At 46.4% G+C, this 18,291-nt stretch carries 21 protein-coding genes; 7 read left to right on the forward strand and 14 right to left on the reverse strand.

From position 1 onward, the window contains the following. Position 1: 1 nt before the first annotated feature. From NIA71_RS14165 to NIA71_RS14205, 9 genes are all read right to left on the reverse strand, one after another. The gene (locus NIA71_RS14165; protein ID WP_148397128.1) at positions 2-415 is read right to left on the reverse strand and encodes a hypothetical protein; all 414 of its coding nucleotides are present in this window, start codon (positions 413-415) and stop codon (positions 2-4) included. Then, the gene (locus NIA71_RS14170; protein WP_148397127.1) at positions 412-828 is read right to left on the reverse strand and encodes a hypothetical protein; all 417 of its coding nucleotides are present in this window, start codon (positions 826-828) and stop codon (positions 412-414) included. Before NIA71_RS14170 ends, NIA71_RS14165 begins: the two co-directional genes overlap by 4 nt. Next, positions 815-1,306 carry a DUF4860 domain-containing protein gene (locus tag NIA71_RS14175; protein WP_253020740.1) on the reverse strand — a complete coding sequence of 164 codons (492 nt, stop codon included), beginning with the start codon at positions 1,304-1,306 and terminating at the stop codon, positions 815-817. Before NIA71_RS14175 ends, NIA71_RS14170 begins: the two co-directional genes overlap by 14 nt. An 8-nt stretch (positions 1,307-1,314) precedes the next feature. Then, positions 1,315-1,617 (reverse strand): hypothetical protein, encoded by a 303-nt coding sequence (locus NIA71_RS14180; protein WP_253020741.1) that lies wholly within the window; start codon positions 1,615-1,617, stop codon positions 1,315-1,317. Between the two features lie 10 nt (positions 1,618-1,627). After that, the gene (locus NIA71_RS14185) at positions 1,628-2,674 is read right to left on the reverse strand and encodes a type II secretion system F family protein (protein WP_253020742.1); all 1,047 of its coding nucleotides are present in this window, start codon (positions 2,672-2,674) and stop codon (positions 1,628-1,630) included. A 16-nt stretch (positions 2,675-2,690) separates the two neighbouring features. After that, entirely contained in the window at positions 2,691-3,611 is a 921-nt protein-coding gene (locus NIA71_RS14190) for a transglutaminase domain-containing protein (RefSeq protein WP_148397123.1), read from the reverse strand. Positions 3,612-3,761: 150 nt separating this feature from the next. After that, positions 3,762-6,299: an FAD-dependent oxidoreductase gene (locus tag NIA71_RS14195; protein WP_253020743.1), complete on the reverse strand. Its 2,538-nt coding sequence runs from the start codon at positions 6,297-6,299 to the stop codon at positions 3,762-3,764. A 151-nt stretch (positions 6,300-6,450) separates the two neighbouring features. Further along, positions 6,451-7,257, reverse strand: coding sequence for a hypothetical protein (locus tag NIA71_RS14200; RefSeq protein WP_253020744.1), 807 nt, complete (start codon positions 7,255-7,257; stop codon positions 6,451-6,453). A gap of 94 nt (positions 7,258-7,351) precedes the next feature. Further along, positions 7,352-8,530, reverse strand: a complete 1,179-nt coding sequence (locus NIA71_RS14205) for a helix-turn-helix domain-containing protein (RefSeq protein WP_253020745.1) — start codon at positions 8,528-8,530, stop codon at positions 7,352-7,354. Between the two features lie 170 nt (positions 8,531-8,700). On the opposite strand from NIA71_RS14205, the gene NIA71_RS14210 reads away from it, so the two are divergent. Continuing rightward, positions 8,701-9,999: a saccharopine dehydrogenase family protein gene (locus NIA71_RS14210; RefSeq protein ID WP_253020746.1), complete on the forward strand. Its 1,299-nt coding sequence runs from the start codon at positions 8,701-8,703 to the stop codon at positions 9,997-9,999. A gap of 135 nt (positions 10,000-10,134) precedes the next feature. Further along, entirely contained in the window at positions 10,135-11,097 is a 963-nt protein-coding gene (locus tag NIA71_RS14215; RefSeq protein ID WP_253020747.1) for an MFS transporter, read from the forward strand. 398 nt (positions 11,098-11,495) lie between these two features. On the opposite strand, the gene NIA71_RS14220 is transcribed toward NIA71_RS14215, so the two are convergent. From NIA71_RS14220 to NIA71_RS14240, 5 genes are all read right to left on the reverse strand, one after another. Continuing rightward, positions 11,496-12,215, reverse strand: a complete 720-nt coding sequence (locus NIA71_RS14220; RefSeq protein ID WP_148397118.1) for a PepSY domain-containing protein — start codon at positions 12,213-12,215, stop codon at positions 11,496-11,498. Continuing rightward, positions 12,190-13,608: a sensor histidine kinase gene (locus NIA71_RS14225; RefSeq protein ID WP_148397117.1), complete on the reverse strand. Its 1,419-nt coding sequence runs from the start codon at positions 13,606-13,608 to the stop codon at positions 12,190-12,192. The genes NIA71_RS14220 and NIA71_RS14225 overlap by 26 nt, the downstream gene beginning before the upstream one ends. Then, entirely contained in the window at positions 13,605-14,282 is a 678-nt protein-coding gene (locus NIA71_RS14230; protein ID WP_148397116.1) for a response regulator transcription factor, read from the reverse strand. Before NIA71_RS14230 ends, NIA71_RS14225 begins: the two co-directional genes overlap by 4 nt. Before the next feature lie 464 nt (positions 14,283-14,746). Beyond that, positions 14,747-15,091 (reverse strand): sporulation initiation factor Spo0A C-terminal domain-containing protein, encoded by a 345-nt coding sequence (locus NIA71_RS14235; RefSeq protein WP_148397115.1) that lies wholly within the window; start codon positions 15,089-15,091, stop codon positions 14,747-14,749. After that, on the reverse strand, positions 15,088-15,432 hold the full coding sequence (locus NIA71_RS14240; RefSeq protein ID WP_148397114.1) for a helix-turn-helix domain-containing protein: 345 nt from the start codon (positions 15,430-15,432) through the stop codon (positions 15,088-15,090). Before NIA71_RS14240 ends, NIA71_RS14235 begins: the two co-directional genes overlap by 4 nt. 386 nt (positions 15,433-15,818) lie before the next feature. Between NIA71_RS14240 and NIA71_RS14245 the strand changes: the two genes are divergently transcribed. Genes NIA71_RS14245 through rsmA form a run of 5 tightly spaced genes read left to right on the forward strand, consistent with a single transcriptional unit; the run spans position 15,819 to position 18,285 of the window. Continuing rightward, positions 15,819-16,079, forward strand: a complete 261-nt coding sequence (locus tag NIA71_RS14245) for a YabP/YqfC family sporulation protein (RefSeq protein WP_148397113.1) — start codon at positions 15,819-15,821, stop codon at positions 16,077-16,079. Then, positions 16,076-16,447 carry a spore cortex biosynthesis protein YabQ gene (gene yabQ, locus NIA71_RS20100; RefSeq protein WP_148397112.1) on the forward strand — a complete coding sequence of 124 codons (372 nt, stop codon included), beginning with the start codon at positions 16,076-16,078 and terminating at the stop codon, positions 16,445-16,447. The genes NIA71_RS14245 and yabQ overlap by 4 nt, the downstream gene beginning before the upstream one ends. Further along, complete coding sequence (locus NIA71_RS14250; RefSeq protein ID WP_148397111.1) at positions 16,416-16,880, forward strand: FtsB family cell division protein; 465 nt, start codon at positions 16,416-16,418, stop codon at positions 16,878-16,880. Before yabQ ends, NIA71_RS14250 begins: the two co-directional genes overlap by 32 nt. After that, the gene (gene rnmV, locus NIA71_RS14255; RefSeq protein ID WP_148397110.1) at positions 16,870-17,403 is read left to right on the forward strand and encodes a ribonuclease M5; all 534 of its coding nucleotides are present in this window, start codon (positions 16,870-16,872) and stop codon (positions 17,401-17,403) included. The genes NIA71_RS14250 and rnmV overlap by 11 nt, the downstream gene beginning before the upstream one ends. Then, positions 17,404-18,285, forward strand: coding sequence for a 16S rRNA (adenine(1518)-N(6)/adenine(1519)-N(6))-dimethyltransferase RsmA (gene rsmA, locus NIA71_RS14260; protein WP_148397109.1), 882 nt, complete (start codon positions 17,404-17,406; stop codon positions 18,283-18,285). It abuts the gene before it with no gap. Positions 18,286-18,291 lie beyond the last annotated feature (6 nt).

Consider the following 18,291-nt stretch of genomic DNA (forward strand, 5'->3'; position numbering starts at 1 on the left):
GCTACTGGTTATCCTCCTGCAATAAATTCTCTGTCTCCCATTTTAGGATTGTTACCCGGTCATATGTGCTGAACGCTGCTTCTACCTGTAACACTTTTCCCTTTTCAATAGATACCTGAAAGGTAACAATATCCTTTCCTTGGGCAGTAGTTACATTATAACCTTTTTTTTCGATAAAGTCTTGCGATTTTTTATTTTTTATTAAGGCGGAAATTTCTGCCAGCCTTTCATTGGCTTTTGCGTCTGCTTCATAGTATTGGCTTACTGCATTCCTGCTTTTTTCGCTCAGCTTATACTCACTGTCGGCAGAGACATAAGTTAGGACCGCAAAACAAGTGATTGTAAGAATGATTAGAATTACGGCCAATGCCACGGCACCCATACCGACAAACGATCGCAGTTTTTTTTCTCTCATTTCTCGGCCTCCCCTAAGAATTCTTTCGTTTGCAGAAAGTAAATGGTTTTTCCGTCTTCCAGACGAATAAAGGTGATATCTGCGGTCAGGAGAAGATCGTTTCGTTTGCAAGAAATAATCGCCTGATAATTTTTTTTCCCGCCCGTCTGCCAATCCTCGTCGTAATAAATGCGAAAACCTGCGTCAGCACCTAAAAGGGACTTTGCTTCATCCAAATCGTTTTTGCAGGCCTTTATGGTATCGGCTATGGTAACGGCCTTCACGGCCGCACTGTTGAGATCATTGGCATCGTTATTTTTTTCATGAGAATAAACAAAGAGGGTGACACAAACTACTGCGGATATAATAAAGAATAGCATTAAAACTCCTATTTCCAACAGGAACAGGCTCCGGCCGGAACTATTTTTTTTCATCGTTTACCTCCGGCTGCGAAGCCCGCACAAGAATGTCCGTCCGGGAGTAAACTCCATCCTGGGAGACAGCTGTGATTCTCAAAAGATGATCCTTGACAAGTGTAAATTCAAGAGTTCGTAAAGAAAGAACCGGCTGTCCGAAGTCTTCGGTCACAGCGGTCCCTTTTTTTACGGTTGTCTCCCGAAGCTGACCGTTCGAAAGAAAAATCCAGGTTTCATAATCGTCCTCGCCCAAGATCAGAGCCGACTGGCCGCTTTTCAGAGTGTTCAGCGAAAGGGATCCGCGGCTGTCCGACTGATGGATCTTCTGATCAAAATATAAGGAGGCAGTCCGTATTTGATAGGCTTGCTGGTTGGATGACACTGTTTTTTTATAAACATTGGCGCCTAAAACAACCAGAGCCACGGAAAAGAGGGCAAAAGCTCCTATGAGAATAACGATAAATAGGACATCAATTATATGGCGTCTTTTTTCCATGCTTCCACCTAGCGATCCTTTTCAAAAACAGAGATTTCGGGAACCATATTGGTGCCGATAAATTTGTAATGATAGACATACTTGTCCCGATCCAGGTTTAAGGTATAATGCGACTCCAGATAACCCAAATCTTTTGGATATTGTCCTTCCAGAGCATAACACTGAACCGCATAATTACGGATGGTATCTTCCAGCAGCTGCTGCCTGTCTTGGCTTACTCTTTTTTCCAGATACTCGGAGATAAAGATCGTTCCGCTGATCATAACGGCAATGGACACAACTAGAAAGATCGTACGATAAATACTTCTCATAAGCGCCTCCCTACATGGCTGTCATGATTTTCATTAAAGGAAGCATGACTGACAAAAGGACCGAGCCGATCATCAGACACATGATAATCACAATGGCTGGTTCAATACCAGAGAGAGTACGGTCGATATATCGATCCGTATCACTGCTCAGACGCTGCGCTACCAAGTCCATCATCTCCTCGCCGCTGCCCGTTTTCAGTCCTACGGCAATCATTGAGGAATATTCTGAGGATAGGATGCCGCTGGACGTCAGCGCATGAGGAAACGTTTCTCCCTCGTCCATTAGGCCTTTCAGCTTTGTAAGCTTTTGCCCGGCCCTGGGAGAGCGATTTAGTTCTCGAACCAAATCCACAGCCTCGTCCACATTGATGCCGCTGGCAAGCAGCAAAGCCATGGAATAAGCAAATCGATTGGCTGCGGATTTCTCTGCAATTTTTCTTGTAAGGGGAAACCCCTCATAGAGATGAGCGAGAAATCGCCGGCCTTCTTCCTTTCTGCGAATCAGCCCGTAGAGAATCAAGCAAAGGACGATAACGCCTAAAGCGCAGACCGCTGCAACAGCCGCAGCGCTTCCCGAACCTGCTGCCGCTTCAAGGGGAGCGGGAAGCTGTGCGCCCACCTGAGTAAAAACTTGCGAGAACACCGGCAGAACTTTAATCATCAGCACTGCCAAAATAAGAAGCATCACTAGGACCATCGCCAGCGGGTATATCACTGCACTGCGAAGGCTGCTCGTCAAATGGTCCTGCCGCTGATAGTAAAGCGCCAAAGAGGAAAAGACTTCTTCCAGCTTTCCAGAGTTTTCACCAATCCGAATCATTTGAATCATGTAATCTGGAAAACGACCTGTGTGCTTCAGCGCGTCAGATAAATCCATTCCCTGCTCGATCTCTTCGCCAATCATATGATAAAGGCTCCGATCGTCGTCATTGGAAGAATTTTCCTCCATAATAAGGAAGGCGTCATATAGAGGAATACCCCCGTTGAAAAACATGCCAAGTTCATTTAACAGCAGCGCGAGCTCTTCTGCTTTTTTCTGTCGCGTCTTTTTCCTCATCGGGGACCTCCTTTAATTAATAGAAATAGAGAGCATTGTAACGGCTGTCATTTGTAATATCATCCATTTCGCCGCTTGCCGCTGCAGTGGTAGGATCCATCATCGTCCAGTCTTTCCCATCGAATTGAATAACACCGTCCACCCAGCCTTCGTCCTCTGTATAAACGCTGATCCAAGCATGATATACATCGCCTGCATAACCAATCACCAGTTTGGTAGGGATTCCTTGAATCCGCAGCATGGCGCTCATGACAGACGCATAGTCAAAACAGATGCCCTTCTTTTTTTTCAGGACTTGATCGATATTGGGCAGATAGTCGGTGGCCACATTAACCGCCAGATCGTAGTCATAATCAATGTTTGTGGTTACATAATTAAAGACGTCCTCCACCTTTTCCAGATCATCGCTGCTTTTTGCCGTCACCTGGTCGCTCAGGCCCACGATGGGATCATCAGCAGTGTAATTCACATACTCGTTGGGGTAAAGAAACGGAAGATTTTCATTCTTTAATTTCACCTTCACTTCTTCAGAGCAGACCTGGGAATATTGATCGCCGCTAATATTTTCAAAGATTGCGACCTTATAGCTGCCGCTGCCGTCAGAGAAGGGAAATATTTCAAAATTTCCCCGTTTAAGCAGGTTGTAGGTATACGTTTCCTCTCCCTTGGTCAGCTGCAGTTTGACCTTTTTGTTGTTCCCCAAGTATTTAATACAGATGTAGCCCTGAGAAACATTGGTAATATCGATAATAGCCGCATCGTTGTTTATCGTCTTTTTCTCTTCTGCTTTGGAGATGAGAACCGGTCCTCGCTCCTTGGGGGAGTCTGAAGAGGAGGCACTGTCTTTTTCGCCGCTGCTGCTGCAGCCGAAGAAGGCTGCTGTGAAAAGCAGAACCAAAACAATCGAGCATATTCGATAAGCTTGCTTTCTTTTCATGATCTATCTACCGCCTTTTGATATGTATTTGATTGCCATCCAATTATATCAAAACCCGGAGGCTTTGGCAATTTCTCCGTATAAGGATGAAAAAGAGACTTGCGGGTATTTTTCATCCCGCAAGCCTCCACATGGAAAATGATTTGTTGTTTATAGAATTCCCATCATATCTTCCAGGGTCTGTTTCTTTTCATAACCTGTCAGAAGCTTTGCCGATTGACTCACATCTCCTATCAGAATACCGCCTGTGAAACGATTGTTCACGAAGTACAGTTTCTTGTAGATGCCCTTGGCTGGGTCGGCCAGCTGGATTGCTTTATAATTGAGACCTTCCTTCTTGCCGTTATCACCAATGGCAAAGAGGTTAATTCCCATCCCGCTGTAGGAGTTGGATGGAGTTACCGGCTTATAGGAAAGGCTGTCTCCCGCCGCGTTGGCGCCGGCCACTTTGCCCATTTCCAGTCCCTGGCTCCAGATGCCCACACTGACGCCGTTCATTGCGGCCACATCGCCGCAGGCGTATACGTCCTTGGCGCTGGTTTCCATTTTTTCATTGACCTTGATCCAGCGGTCGCCTTCAATACCGGCGCTGGTAGCAACGGCGGCATTGGGTTTGATCCCGGCCGAGATAATGACCAGCTGGCCGGAAATTTCACTTCCGTCTGCCAGATCGACGCCGGACTCTGTAATTTGGTCGATCTTCGCTCCCGTAATAACCGTAAGACCAGATTTCTCCGCTGCTTCCTTCAGAAGGAGAGATGCCTGCTCATCCAGCTGGTTTTTCATCAACCCATCGGACACTTCCAGAATGGTAACGTTCTTGCCGGCTCTGCCGAATTCCCAGGCAGCCTCAAGACCCAGTACACCGCCGCCAATTACAGCGATATCCGTTACCTGATCGATACGCTCGCGGATGGCGTTGGCATCGGCCAGTTTACGAATGGAGTAAACATTGCTGCATTCTGATCCCTTAATAGGGGGGATATTGCATTCTGCTCCTGTTGCCAGGATCAGCTTGTCGTACTGACGCTGCTCTCCTCCGGAGAGCTGAAGCTTTTTAGCTGTAGTATCAATTGCTTCCACAGTGGTATCTAAAGTTAGCTTGATTTTATTCTCTTCGTACCAGTCTAGCTGTTTGGTAAAGAAGTTCAGAGCGTCAAACTCGGACAGAATGCCCTTTGTCAGCATGGGCCGGTTGTAGCAGAACACGCTTTCATTGGAGATGATCTCAAGGTCGCATACCTGATTTCTCTTTCTGATCTCTTCACAAGCGGACAGTGCTGCGACTCCGCTTCCAACAACGACAATCTTAGCTTGCTCGGTGGAGCTGAAGGAAACTTCTTCAGAAGGAACTTCCACAAACTGCTCCGGACCTACGCCGCAGATGGGGCAGCTTTCGGGAGGTTTGGGACCTTCGATAATCTCACCGCAGACCAGGCACTTCCATCTTCTGTTGCCTGCTGGAGCCGGTTCCGGCTCGACGATCGCGCCTTCGATAACGGAGCGTCCAAAATTATATCCGAATTCATAAGCTTCCGCCAGCTGGGCATCAGACGGCTTAAACCGTACCCGCAGGCCCTTTCCGTAGACTTTCATGCGCAGCTGCTTGAGGCGTTCGATCATATGAGGTACAGCTTCGCCGCTCCAGCCGTAAGAGCCGAAGGCGGAAGCGATCTTGCCGCCGTGGGTAACCGGGAAGATGGATGTGGTCAGATCCCAGATCGGCTTCAAAGCTTCTCCCAGGATGGTCGGTGTTCCAAAGAGGATTCCATCCGCCCAGTAAAGCTCTCCCAGAACCTGAGCCTGATCGGAAGTAACCATGTCGTAGAGTTTTACCTCCACATCGCCGGAAGCTTTGATTCCTTCTGTGATCTTTGCTGCCAGCACCTGTGTATAACCGTAAGCAGCTACGTAAGGAATTACAACCGTTTTCTTTGTATTGGGGTTAACTTCGGTGGACCATCCCTTGTAAATGTTAATAATTTTCCAAGGATCTTCATCCAGCACAGGGCCGTGCCCCGGACATACCATATCGATTTCAAGGTCGCGGATTTTGTCGATAGCCTTAAGTACATAAGGCTTGAAAGGCCCCATAATGTTATCAAAATAGTAGCGGAGCGCGCTCATATAGCCGTCCTGATCGGTAATTTTGGAGCTTAGAATTTGATCAAAGCTGTAGTGAGCGCCGAAAGAGTCGCAAGTCAGCAGAACTTTGTCCTCTTCCACATATGTATACATGGCATCCGGCCAGTGAAGATTGGGCGCAGCGATAAACTTGAGGGTCTTGTCTCCCAGGGAGAGCGTATCGCCTTCTTTGACAATGACAGAAGCAAATTCTGTATTGCAGATTTCTTTCATGAAGCTGATAGCGGTAGCAGTACCCACCAGCTTAATGGCCGGGTTGATTTCGATCAGCTTTTCCGCGGAACCGGCGTGATCCGGCTCTGTATGATCGACGATGATGTAGTCGATATCTTTGATATCGATCAGGGATGTAAGCTTATCCAGATATTCATCCATACATTTGGCTTTGGCCGTTTCGAAAAGTGCCGTTTTTTCTGAGCCTTGGAGCAGGTAAGAATTGTAGGTCGTCCCATACTCCGTATTCATGATGATATCAAATACCCGCAGCTGCGGATCTAAAATTCCTGTCCAGTAAAGTCCTTCTTTCAATTTTAATGTTTTCATAAATAACCTCCCCGAATACTAGTTTCAATTTTCCCATGTAACTATCCTATACCCTTTGGTAAAAAAAGAAAACACTAAGTTTTAAGATTTTCGATAAATTTTTATCACATGGGGGAAGGGGGCTTTGGGGTGCGGCCCGGCCGCTGGTTAATCATAAATGCTTTAAGATCAGCAATTTGGCTGAATAGGGGTTGAGGCTGATGTTGAGAATGCTCTCATCATACAAATCAAGAAAAGAGAAGGCTACTTCTGGTGCGGCGGCCTGATCCAGCCGGCGTATATCGCTGCGATCAAGATTTTTCGGAAAACGTAGATTTTTAAGATGCTGAAACAGGCTCTTTTCACTGTTGAGGCTGATTTGAGTAACCTGGTATTGATTGTGGGGCGCTGATGCAAATTTCAGCGTAAAGGCGGCACCGGATGGGGAGCCGGCGTGGTGTAAGCTCCGCTCTTCGAACGGGTCATATAGAAGAATGGAGAAATCAGATCTAAGTTTTGTAACAAGAATTCCATCTGCCTGAAAGATCACTTGATCGCCCAGAAGAGAAAGCAGATGCCAGGCATAATAGAGCGGTTTCTTCTCGCCGAAAGGCCCAAAGAGACCATTATAGGAAAAAGCAGGAATATTAGTCTTGGTATCTTCTCCTGGAATATCAAACATTTCCCGATAAGGTATGGAAGTATCGGTTTGATGCGGCATAGACAAGGCATGATTGATCAGATGTGGTACCAGGCACATCGAATCGTTGGAATAGGTTTCTCTTAAAAAATGCTGCTCCGTAATGCGTATGGCAGATGGGAGCCGGCTGTGTTCCAAAGTTTTGGCGATTTTGTCGGTTAGCTGTGAGAGTTCCTTGGAATCAAAGGATTGATTGCGAAGACAAAATGCCAGCCCATTGGACTCTGATTCAGTCAAGCTTTCAGCCAGTAGAGCGGCAATATTTAAGAGTGATTCCAATTCCTCATCAAGATTGTCTTTATTCAATGAAAGATTAAGCTCAACGAGCAACGGCACAGAACAGAGATTCTTAATCAGATGAAGGAGGCCTGCATCAAAAAACGGATTTTTTTTTGCGATAGTATGGATACCGTTCAAAGAGGTTATGGAGCTCCACTTTTTCAAACCCAATGTCTTCCCGGCATTGGGCAAGGTCGATGGAATCAATTAACTGTATGGAAGTGGCGATATCCGAAATGTAGATGCTGCTTTGCCATAGATGGGGAAAGGGCTGGCAAAGACCCTCCAAATTCAGAATGTATTCATACTGGGAAAAAGCCGTTTTAGCCAACACTGCTGATTGAGACAGCTGTTTTCGGATAGCGGCCAGTTTTGGAGACGTATGGGAAATGGAAACAGTGCGCTGAGCACCGGACAGAATCTTATCTCGCATGTCCTCCCGATAGCGGCGGGGAGAAACTTTATACCATTGGACAAAATACTTTTCAAAATACTTTACTGAGGAAAAGCCGCATTTAAAGGAAATTTCTTCCAAAGAACGGTCGGAGGTCAATAAAAGAATCTGTGCTTTCTCTGTACGAACAAGGCCCAAAAGATCGATCAAATTTAATCCAGTAAAATTTTTAATTAATCGCGAAACATAGTATTTATTTAAATAGAGATGATTTGAGAGGTCCTCCAGCGAAATCTTATTTTGGTAGTTTCTATAAATGTATTCTTGTATTTCAAAAATCCTTTTGACCGTTAGAGTATCGCAGCTTTTTAAACTCTGGAGCGCATGCTGATTGCCGGCGAAAGAGAAGTTCTGATAGTTGTTAATCAGATGGTTGACAATATTAAAGATCAAAGCATCAACTTCGCCCGGCAGGATCGAGGTACGGGGAGACAGGGCGCTGGCGGCATGCCAGAGCATCTGCTGCAGCTGCCTTAAAGGAATATCGTCTTTTTCTGGCGTTTTGTAGGAATCGCAGAGGAACCAATGATAGCTCAGGTGGGGATAAACGTTTTCGTAATGGTACGGGTCTAAATGGAAAAACAGAACGATGTTTTCTTGATCATCCGACGTCACGAAATGCGGCTCGTTGACATTGCAGATAAAGACATCTCCCTCATTCAGATGGTATTCAAAAGCCTGACACGTTAGGTTGATACTGCCCTTCAATATATAAATGATTTCAAATGCATGATGCATATGCATGGGAATAAACGATACGGCGCAGATCTCGCATTTGCAATGCAGGTCTTTTTCCATCACGACCTCTTTAACCAGCATGGCGATAACCTCCTTCTTTTTATTGACTTAAAACTTGCGCAACAGGTACTTCCATTATAGTTTAACCAATTAAAAAAGCAAAGTTATTGTCAACATCGTATCTGTAAAGAAAAATTGCAAATTATATAATGGAATCACGATATAGGCTGAAAGTAGAAAGGAGATCGGATATGATGAATGTTCTTGTAATTGGAGCCGGCGGCGTTGGAGAATCCATATGCGCGCTTTTCGACAGAAGGAAAAATGCGGATAAATGGCTGGGCAAAGTGGTTTTGGCAGACTATGATTTTGAAAAGGCCAAGGAAGCAGCGGCAAAACAGCGGAACAAAGACCGCTTTATTGCCGAGCAGGTCGATGCGCTAAAAAAGGAGGACCTTGTCAGACTTGCACGAAAATACGAAATCGGCTATATGGTTCATTGTTTGGTAACAGAGGGATTCACCTCGGTGATTATGGAGGCCTGTCTGGAATGTAACTGTCATTTTGTGGATATGGCCCTGACAGAAACGCTTCGCGACCCGGATGATCCAACAGTGATCATACAAGAATTGGGACACGAGGAATTTCTAAAATCAAAAGCATTTGAGGAAAAAGGACTTTACGCCATGGTTGGCTGCGGAGTGGAGCCGGGTATGGTAGACTATTTTGCAAGGTTTGCGGAAAAACATTTTTTTGATGAAATCGAGGAACTGCATGTACGGGACGGAAGCAATCTGCGCCATCCGACCAATGAGCTGGTATTTGGGTTTTCCGTTGCCACTACTTTAATGGAATGCTTGTATGGCCCGCACCTTTACGATTATGAAAAGGGGATTTATTCAGCGGAGCCTTTGACCTTGACGGAAGAGTTTTGGCTTCCCGGAGGCATTGGCATGACGAGGATGTCCGCAGTGGAACATTCGGAGCCTTTCAATATGTCACAGCACATTAAAGGGCTGAAAAAAGCGGATTTCAAGATCGGTTACGGCCAGGATTTTGAGGATGCGATGAAGTATCTGAAACAACTGGGCCTCCTTTCAAACCGTAAAGTTATTTTGAGGGGAAAAGAAGTGAAGCCGGTCGACCTGCTTGTGGATCTGCTGGGCGCCGTGTCTCCTGAGCCAAAAAAAATTGGCCAGGAGTTGGTGGGAAAAACTTGTGCAGGGCTGTGGGTTGTAGGCAGAAAAGACGGAATGGAAAGACAAGTTTATATATATCAGGTGGCGGATAATCAGGAGTGCATAGAAAAATATGGGACTCCCGCAGTCGTAGCGCAGACAGCAGTGGTCCCGGCCATTATTGTAGAGCTGACCGCAAAAGGCGAGATGGAAGGGCCGTTCGGCGTTCGCCTGTCCGAAGAATTCAACCCAATGCCGGTACTGGAACTGCTGGAAGAGTACGAATTTCCTGCTGGTGTGCTGGAAATGGAGTCTGAATATAGAGAAAAAATTGAAAGGGAGCAGTTTAAACAGCCTTTTTCAAATGTATGAGATAAAGGAGTGGGTGAACGATCATGGAAAATAAAAGAACTATGAAAGAGACCGCATTAAAAATGGTAGCCTTATGGTTCGCGTCGTCTACTGTATTTGAAATTCCATACTTAAGCTGGACTTACTCCTTATACGATGCTTTTGATCATTTGGGCTTTGATGGGCATTTCAGCAGTGCTTCCCATGTGGGCGGCGATTATCAAGGCGACCAGACAGCTGGGAGACAGCAATGTGCAGGGGCGATTGTTCGGTATCTTGGAAAGCGGCCGCAGTTTGGTTCCAATGCTCTATTGTTTTGGAGTAATCGCTTTATTCAACTTCGCACTGACAAAAGTGGGAACCGAAGAAAAGGCACTTAACTTTGGGATTGTTGCATTATGCTGTCTGATGTTCTTCAGCGCCCTCTTAATCTGGGTAGCCTTTAAGCCGGAGAAACGGGAAGCCGCTTCCTTAAAAGAGCAGGCAACCGTCGTAAAATGGTCGGAGATTAAATTTGTGCTCAGGCTTCCGGGAGTGTGGCTGCTGGCGCTGATCATTTTCAGCTCCTATCTTGTGTATATCTGTCTCAGCTTTATTACGCCGTATACGACAGAAATTTATGGTGCCAGCACGAGTACAGCAGCTGTCCTGGCGACAATACGCACATATGGCATCGGTATTTTCGGTGCAATGATCGCTGGTTTCATTGCTGATAAAGCGGGTTCGACGACAAAGGTAATCGCAATTTCTTTTGTGCTGATTGCAGGGCTGCTGATGTCCTTTTTCCTGGCGCCGGTGGATAAAGGATTTCTCTGGCTGGTAATTGTTCTTATGCTCCTTGTGGCCTTCGTAGTTTTTATCCCCAGAGGCATCTATTTTGCCGTAATCGATGAAATTGGTATCCCCATTAAATATACGGGAGCAGCTGTGGGTGTGGCATCCTTTATCGGTTACTCGCCGGATATGTTTGCCTACGCTGTGGTAGGAAACTGGCTCGACCGATACCCTGGAATTTCAGGTTTTCATCATGCCTTTGTATTTATGGCCGGCGTGTCCCTGGCAGGGTTCGTATTTGCGGCAATGCTCTATCGGCATATTAAGAAAAAAGCGGCAGAATAAGAAGGGATAGGTGATGCGCAGAGGCATGAAGCCGGTGTTGATGCTGCCAGCCGAAAGGATGAAGTGATGTGGGCCCCCCGGGGATGTGCCCTGGGCGGTGTGTATGGCCCCGGGGAAAATTTTTATATAAATCGGCAATATTTACGTAAAGTTGTGGATTTGCGGGGGCTCGTGCCGGAAAAAATTGAAGAAATTCAAGCCTGGCTGCTGTTTGCACAAACTGAGAGGGCGCAATCGTTGAAAACGGGGTAAATTTTATGGAATTTTCCCTGTTTTTTCCCGTAACATCCCATTCCTTCATCTTAAAAACCAGCTCCGACTCTGGCGCTTTTTCAAAAGAACTTGATAGTGAGCGCTTTGCGGTCCAGGGTCACACCCACATATGGAGCGGCGCAGCTTTAATCGTGATAATCGTGATCATCATGGTCGTCGTCATGATGTTCATAACTGTCCAGAACCTCCGTATCATAATCCATCACCTTACCGGTGTAGGCGTTGATTTCATATTCATATTCCTTATTAGCCACGATAAACTCAATTTCATAGGTTTTCACGCCATCATCCGAATCCAGCTTGGCCTTGGTCACTGTGGCTGCTGATGCGGAGACGCCGGCGTGCTTAAAGGCAATACTTTTGGCTTTGTTCACACCAATGTACTCGGATGAAGAAGGCTGGCCGGCAGAAACGGCTGGCTGGCTGCTCTGGGCCTGACCTGGCTGCTGGGTGACGGCGGGCGGAACAGTTCCTGCATCGGTCTGACCGGAGGTCTGTGTTTGCTGATTGCCTGCGGCAATGGCTTCACTGCTTTTTTCCATGATGTCCCCGGTTTTGGCATTGATCTCAAAATCGTACTCATTGGAAGCCGTGTAGAATTCGATGTCATAAACAACAGGCCGCTCGGAGCGGTCGATTTCCACCTTGGTAAAAGTCGCTTTAGCCGGGGAAACCCCTACACTTTCCAAGGCGATGACCTTTGCTTTTTCGGCGCCGATATAATTGCCGCTGTCATGGGCAAGAGCCGTTTTCACCATCATACCTGCCGCAAATCCCACTGCACAAACTACAATGGCGGCAACAACAATAACCAATGTTTTATTCTTCAAAATTTTCTCTTTCATGATATACTTCCTCCTTTTGAATTGTTCGATTGAGGGGCAGGGAGATGGTAAACCGCGTCCCTTTTCCCAATATACTATCAACTTTGATCGTCCCTCCGTGAGCGGATACGATCCATTTGACCATAGACAGTCCCAGGCCGGCGCCGCTTCCACTGCTGCGGGATGGATTGACCTGGTAAAAACGATCCCAAATCTTGGGCAGATCCTGCGGCGGAATGCCGATTCCATCGTCAATGATTTGGCTGACCGCCCGATCTTTGTCTCGTTTCAGAATCACCCGGATAAATCCGCCCTCTTTACCGTACTTGATTCCATTGGAGATCAAATTGATAAAGATTCGCATAAAGAGGGTTTCATCTACACAGGCGAAAATGTCAGGCTGGATATCGCGCTGGATCGAAATGTTTTTGCGGGCGGCAAGTTCCGCCTGCTCCAGCGCCACCATATCCGTGATCTCGCTGATATTGATGGTTTCGAATTCCAATTGGGCTGTCCCTTGATCAGCGCGGGCCAGGGTCAGAAGCTGACTGACCAGAGCGGACATATTTTTCGATTGAGCCAGGATCACCTCCAGGGCCGTTTGGGCTTCTTCCAGCGTGGATGCTTTTCTCAGAGCGTACTCGCACTGTGCCATGATAACCGAAATGGGTGTCCGCAGTTCATGGGAGGCATCGTTGGAAAACTGTTTTTCCGCTTGGAAAGAAGCTTCCAGACGCGTCAGCATCCGGTCAAAGGTGGCGGCAAGGTCATAGAGTTCATCCTTGGTGTTAGTCTGGGCGTCCAGTCCGATACGCTGAGACAAGTCCTTGCTGGCTTCAATGCGCCGAGCTGTTTCACTGATCCGGAATACGGGCCGGAAAGCGCTCTTGGTGATATAGTAGCCTCCCAAGGCCGCAAGAAGGATCAAAAGGGGCAGCGCGATCAGAAACATTTTCAGCATAAAAGCGATTGCCGGATCGGATTTCCCCAAGTCAGCCGATGTGATGCCCCGGACCCAGACATCGTCAAAAGTCTCGTCGCTGATCAGATAATCATACACATAGAACTCCCGCCCGCTGTCCGTTTCTTTTCTCGCCTGTCCTGCCTTAAAGGGAATTTCTTTCTTTACCCCTGCAGGCAGCGATCCGGTGACGATAAAGTTGTTTTCCTTGTAGACCAGCACGTAGACGCTGTCCCGATAGGTGATCATGTCGTCGTCGATTTCCAGGATACCGTCTTTAATCTTCACGTCCCGGCAACTGTCCTCTACTACTGCGGTCAGATCTCCCATAATATTTTTCTGGATCAGGCGGTTGCTGGTATAGATGAGCGAAACAAAGACCAGGCAAACCAGGACAACCAGGAAGAACACATACCAGATTGTAACCCGGGTTTTAATGGAAAACTTTTTCATTTTCCGCCCACCTTCAATACATAACCTGCGCCCCGAACAGTGTGAATCAGCTTGGGCTCAAATCCTTCATCGATTTTTTTCCGCAGATAACGGATGTAAACGTCGATCATATTGGAAGAACCTTCGTAATCATAGTTGACAACATGGCGCTCTAAGGTATCGCGGGAAAGCACCATATTTTTGTTCATAATCATATATTCCAGAATGGAAAATTCTCTGGAAGAAAGAGAGATCGAGGTATCGCCCCGCTTTACTTCCCGGCTCTGGCTGTTGACCGTCAGGTCTGCCAGTTTGTAAATATTGGTTTTGCTGCCGGTCTTCTTTCGCGTGAGAACGCGGACTCTGGCCAGCAGCTCTTCGAAGGCAAATGGCTTGGTCAAGTAATCATCCGCGCCCAGATCCAACCCTTCAACTCGGTCAGAGATGCTGTCTTTAGCGGTAAGGAACAGGACCGGAGTATCGATTCCCTGGCTGCGCAGCTGCTGCAGTACAGTCAATCCATCCGCGCCCGGCATCATAATATCAAGCACTATGACATCGTAGTCGGCAGCGGCAATATAGTCCAGGGCCTCTTCGCCGTCCTGGCAGGAATCAACGCTGTAGCCGTTATCTTTAAACTGCTGGGTAAGGATTCGATTGAGATTTTTTTCGTCTTCTGCAATTAGTAAACGCATATTGCACCTCTCTTTTGATTATGGCATAAGGATAACATGAGAAAATTAAAAGTTCATTAAAAGACTTGATAATTTTTATTATAACATATTGAACAAATTAGTGCGGAATTGCAGCGAAATCGGCCATCGTCCTTTGCGGGAGTTTGGTATTTCGGGGCAGGACGGCTTATGTCACTGGTGGGGTCTTCTATCTCGAGAGTTTTTATCAATGCAGAGAAAAGTATCAAGGTTTAGAAAAAAACGCCTTCATGACTGACACTTTTGAAGCAAGCCATTGAGAAAACGATCAGGATTGAAGGATATCGGGATAAACCCTGATACTTTTAATCTGGTAGCACGCATCACAGGCTAAAAAATGTCTGAAATAAACACGTTTTTAAAAGATTTTAATAGTGAGGCATTTTGTTTTCGCTCCGCAGCTTTTGGCCTCTGAGGTCGTGGCGAAAAAGGTATACAAATTTATCCTAATTTGGGACAGCACTGCGATCCGATTCTAGAAAATGGGTTGTAAGAATAGCGATAAACTGTGCTGTAGTGGGCTTGCGCAGGTTCGTGTCTTTTGACAAGCGGATTAGAAGGCTGGAATTCTGTGCCCAGGCAATTTGAATGACAGTACGGATATTACGCTCCACGCAGGCCGGAGTGGTGTGATAATGTTTGGCTACCTCCGGATAAAGGTATTTGGTCACAAGGGACAAACATTCCATGTCTTCCATTGCAAGGTAAACGGCGTAGGACGTGTAATAAAACCCTGTGTAATTGGCAGTAATCCCAAGGCAGCACAGTAATTCTCGTATTTTCGTAATCATGTTTCAGACTCCATAAGTAAAATTAATTCTTGAAATAAAGATGCAAATTTCAGCTTCTTTTCATCAGAAAGCTTAGAAAAGGCATCGATGGTTTTTAATAACAAAAGTGTACTTTCCAATTGCTTTTCCGAATAGGAACAAGAAAGCAGCGTCAGCGGATCGACCTTCAGTCGATGGGCGATATGTTCAACCGTGTCCATTCTGGGATTTCCGGTGCCTTTTAACAGCTCCTGCGTAGAAGAACGCGAGATACCCAGTTCTTCTGAAAATTCAGCAATGGATTGCTTGCGACTCGTTCGGATGGCATTCATCATATTAGACATATTTTTCTGTAATGTCACAACTATCACTCCCTTCTACAATGATACGGGAGAAGAATCAAAAAATACAGCTTATTAGATCAGAATATTGTACCGTTATTTCGGCACACTTCGAAGCTTTTCGACAGATTTAGACAAAGCCACTACATTATAGCGTCAGCCTTCTTTTAAGAGACAAAAATGCTATCAAAAAGATGCATTCTTACTTCTTTTTTTATTCCAGAGAAATAAAATACCATGCATCACCGGATCATAAAACTTAAGGAAAATCTATTAGAACTGTAAGAAGATCGTAATAAACGGAAAGAACTTTTGCATTATAATAGGAAAGTAGATAAAGCACAGACAGGTAATCGTTCTAGGAACCTTTCCCGGGCAATATACTGCTAATAAGGAGGAATTTGCCTATGGAAAACCATGTGATTACCATTGATAACAGGGAGAAGATAACCGTCACCGAAGTGGCGGATATCGACAACTTCGACGAAGAAGAAATCTGCGCTAATTTAAAGACAGGAGGCCTTTTGATCAAAGGCAAAGGGCTGCATATCCAGATGCTCGATCTGGGCGAAGGAAAGGCCGTGATCACAGGCGAGATCAATTCGCTGGCTTATACGCAGAAAAAAGACAAATCAGAAAAAGGGCTCATCCGAAAGATTCTTAAATGAGTATAGAATTGACCGACCTGATAAAAGAGCAGGCAGGCCAGTGCTTGGTCATGCTGGGAGCTGGGATTGCCTTCATGCTTTTCTATCAGTTATGTTCTTTTCTTTGCGGGCGGATTAAGATCCACAAGTGGATCCGAGTCTGCCTGGAGATTTTCTTCTGGCTGGCGGCTGCCGTAATCACGTCACAGTTTCTTTATTATTGTGCATACGGCCGTCTCAGCGTCCATGCTGTCTGCGCGTTCGCAATCGGGGTTTTGTTGTGGAAGAAATGCTTTTGTGGTATAATACTTCCAACTCACTGTGAGGGAAAAAGGACAAGAGGTTTGAGAAAGAGACATGGCAAAAAGAAAAAGGAGCAAACAATTTAAAGACAGCAGCCAGGTAATCGACATTGAGGAGGCTCGCCGCAAACGACAGGAAAAGAGGAGCAGACAGCATAAAAAGGGAAGAACGAATCCATCGCCTGTTTCCGATCGGCCTGTCAGAGCGAGCATCAAACAGGCGAAAAAAAGAAGGAGCATCATCTCTGCCGCTATAATCTTTGCCATTGTAGCGGTCATTGGTGTGTCCGTTTATAATATCGTCACGCTGAAACAAGAACAGAAAGAAATCCTCAAACAGCAGCAGGAGCTGAAGGAGCAGAAAGCGGAACTGGAGGAGGAACTGAACCAGCTGAGCAACCCGGACTACATCAAAGAACAGGCCAGGACGCAGCTGCGTCTGGTGCTTCCGGGGGAAAAGATTTACGTTCCATCCGCGGACGAGACTGAACAAGAGAAAGAGACGAAAGATGAAAATTAAAGAGATCATTGTGGTTGAAGGCCGGGATGACACAGCGGCAGTCAAACGAGCGGTCGATGCCCAGACCATAGAGACCCACGGATATGGAATCAAAAAAGAGACTTGGCAGCTGATCGAAAAAGCGTATAATGAAAAAGGCATCATTATTTTTACCGACCCGGACTATGCAGGGGTAGAGATACGCAAACGGCTCACAGAAAAATTCCCCAATGCCGGCCAGGCCTATCTGTCCAAAACAGACGCCTTGAAGGCCGGAGACATCGGCATTGAGAACGCGTCGCCGCAGAGTATACAGCAGGCCCTTGAACATGCCCACTATACCGTTGAAGAGGATCGAAACGAATTTACCATGGAGGATCTGAGGAAGTACGGGCTGACAGCCGACCCTCAGGCCGCAGACAGAAGAGACAGGCTGGGGAAAGCCCTGGGGATCGGATATGGAAACAGCAAGTGTTTTTTAAACCGGCTGAATCAGTACGGCGTTTCCAGAGAGCAATTCCTCAAAGAGCTTGGGGAGATATAAATGAAACTTTACGCACCATCGACCATTAAAGAGATCAGGGAAAAACACGGCTTCAGGCTTTCCAAAAGTCTGGGCCAGAATTTTCTTACTGATAAAAATATCATTGACCGGATTATTGAAAGCTCGGATATCGGACCGGAGGATCTGGTCATTGAAATTGGGCCGGGGATCGGGGTTCTGACCGCGGAAGCGGCGCAATATGCGGGAAAAGTCGCTGCGGTTGAGATCGACCGCAATTTGATTCCCATACTGGAAGAAACCTTGGCGCCTTATTCCAATGTAACCGTCATTAATCAGGATGTACTCAAAACAAACCTCACCGAGCTGGTGGAGCGCTACAGAGGAAAGGGCGGGGTGAAGATTATCGGCAATCTGCCCTATTATATTACGACCCCCATTATCATGAAGATTCTGGAGGACCATGTGCCGGCGGACAGCATCACTATCATGATGCAGAAGGAAGTGGCTGATCGGATTAAGGCGGGTCCTGGTTCTAAGACTTACGGCGCACTATCAGCAGCCGTACAATACTATTGTACGATTCGTCAGGTGGCAGCTGTTCCAAAGGAAGTCTTTGTTCCACAGCCAAAAGTAGATTCATCAGTCTTGAAACTGGATATTCGCAAACAGCACCCAGTGGAGCTGATTGATGAAAAGATGTTCTTTGTGTGTATTAAATCCGGTTTCGGGCAGCGGCGCAAAACACTGCTCAACTCTCTGACAGGGGCCGCGGGACTTTCAAAAGACGCGGTCAGGGAAATTCTAAACGCGGTTCACATTGACCCGGTTAGACGAGCGGAAACGCTGGATCTGGATGAATTCGCCGCAATTGCCAATCAAATGACAGAGCACATAAAAAATCATCAAAATCATCAGGAGTAGAGGAAT

It is taken from the genome of Ihubacter massiliensis (assembly GCF_024125305.1).
GTDB classification, from domain to species: domain Bacteria; phylum Bacillota; class Clostridia; order Peptostreptococcales; family Anaerovoracaceae; genus Hominibacterium; species Hominibacterium faecale.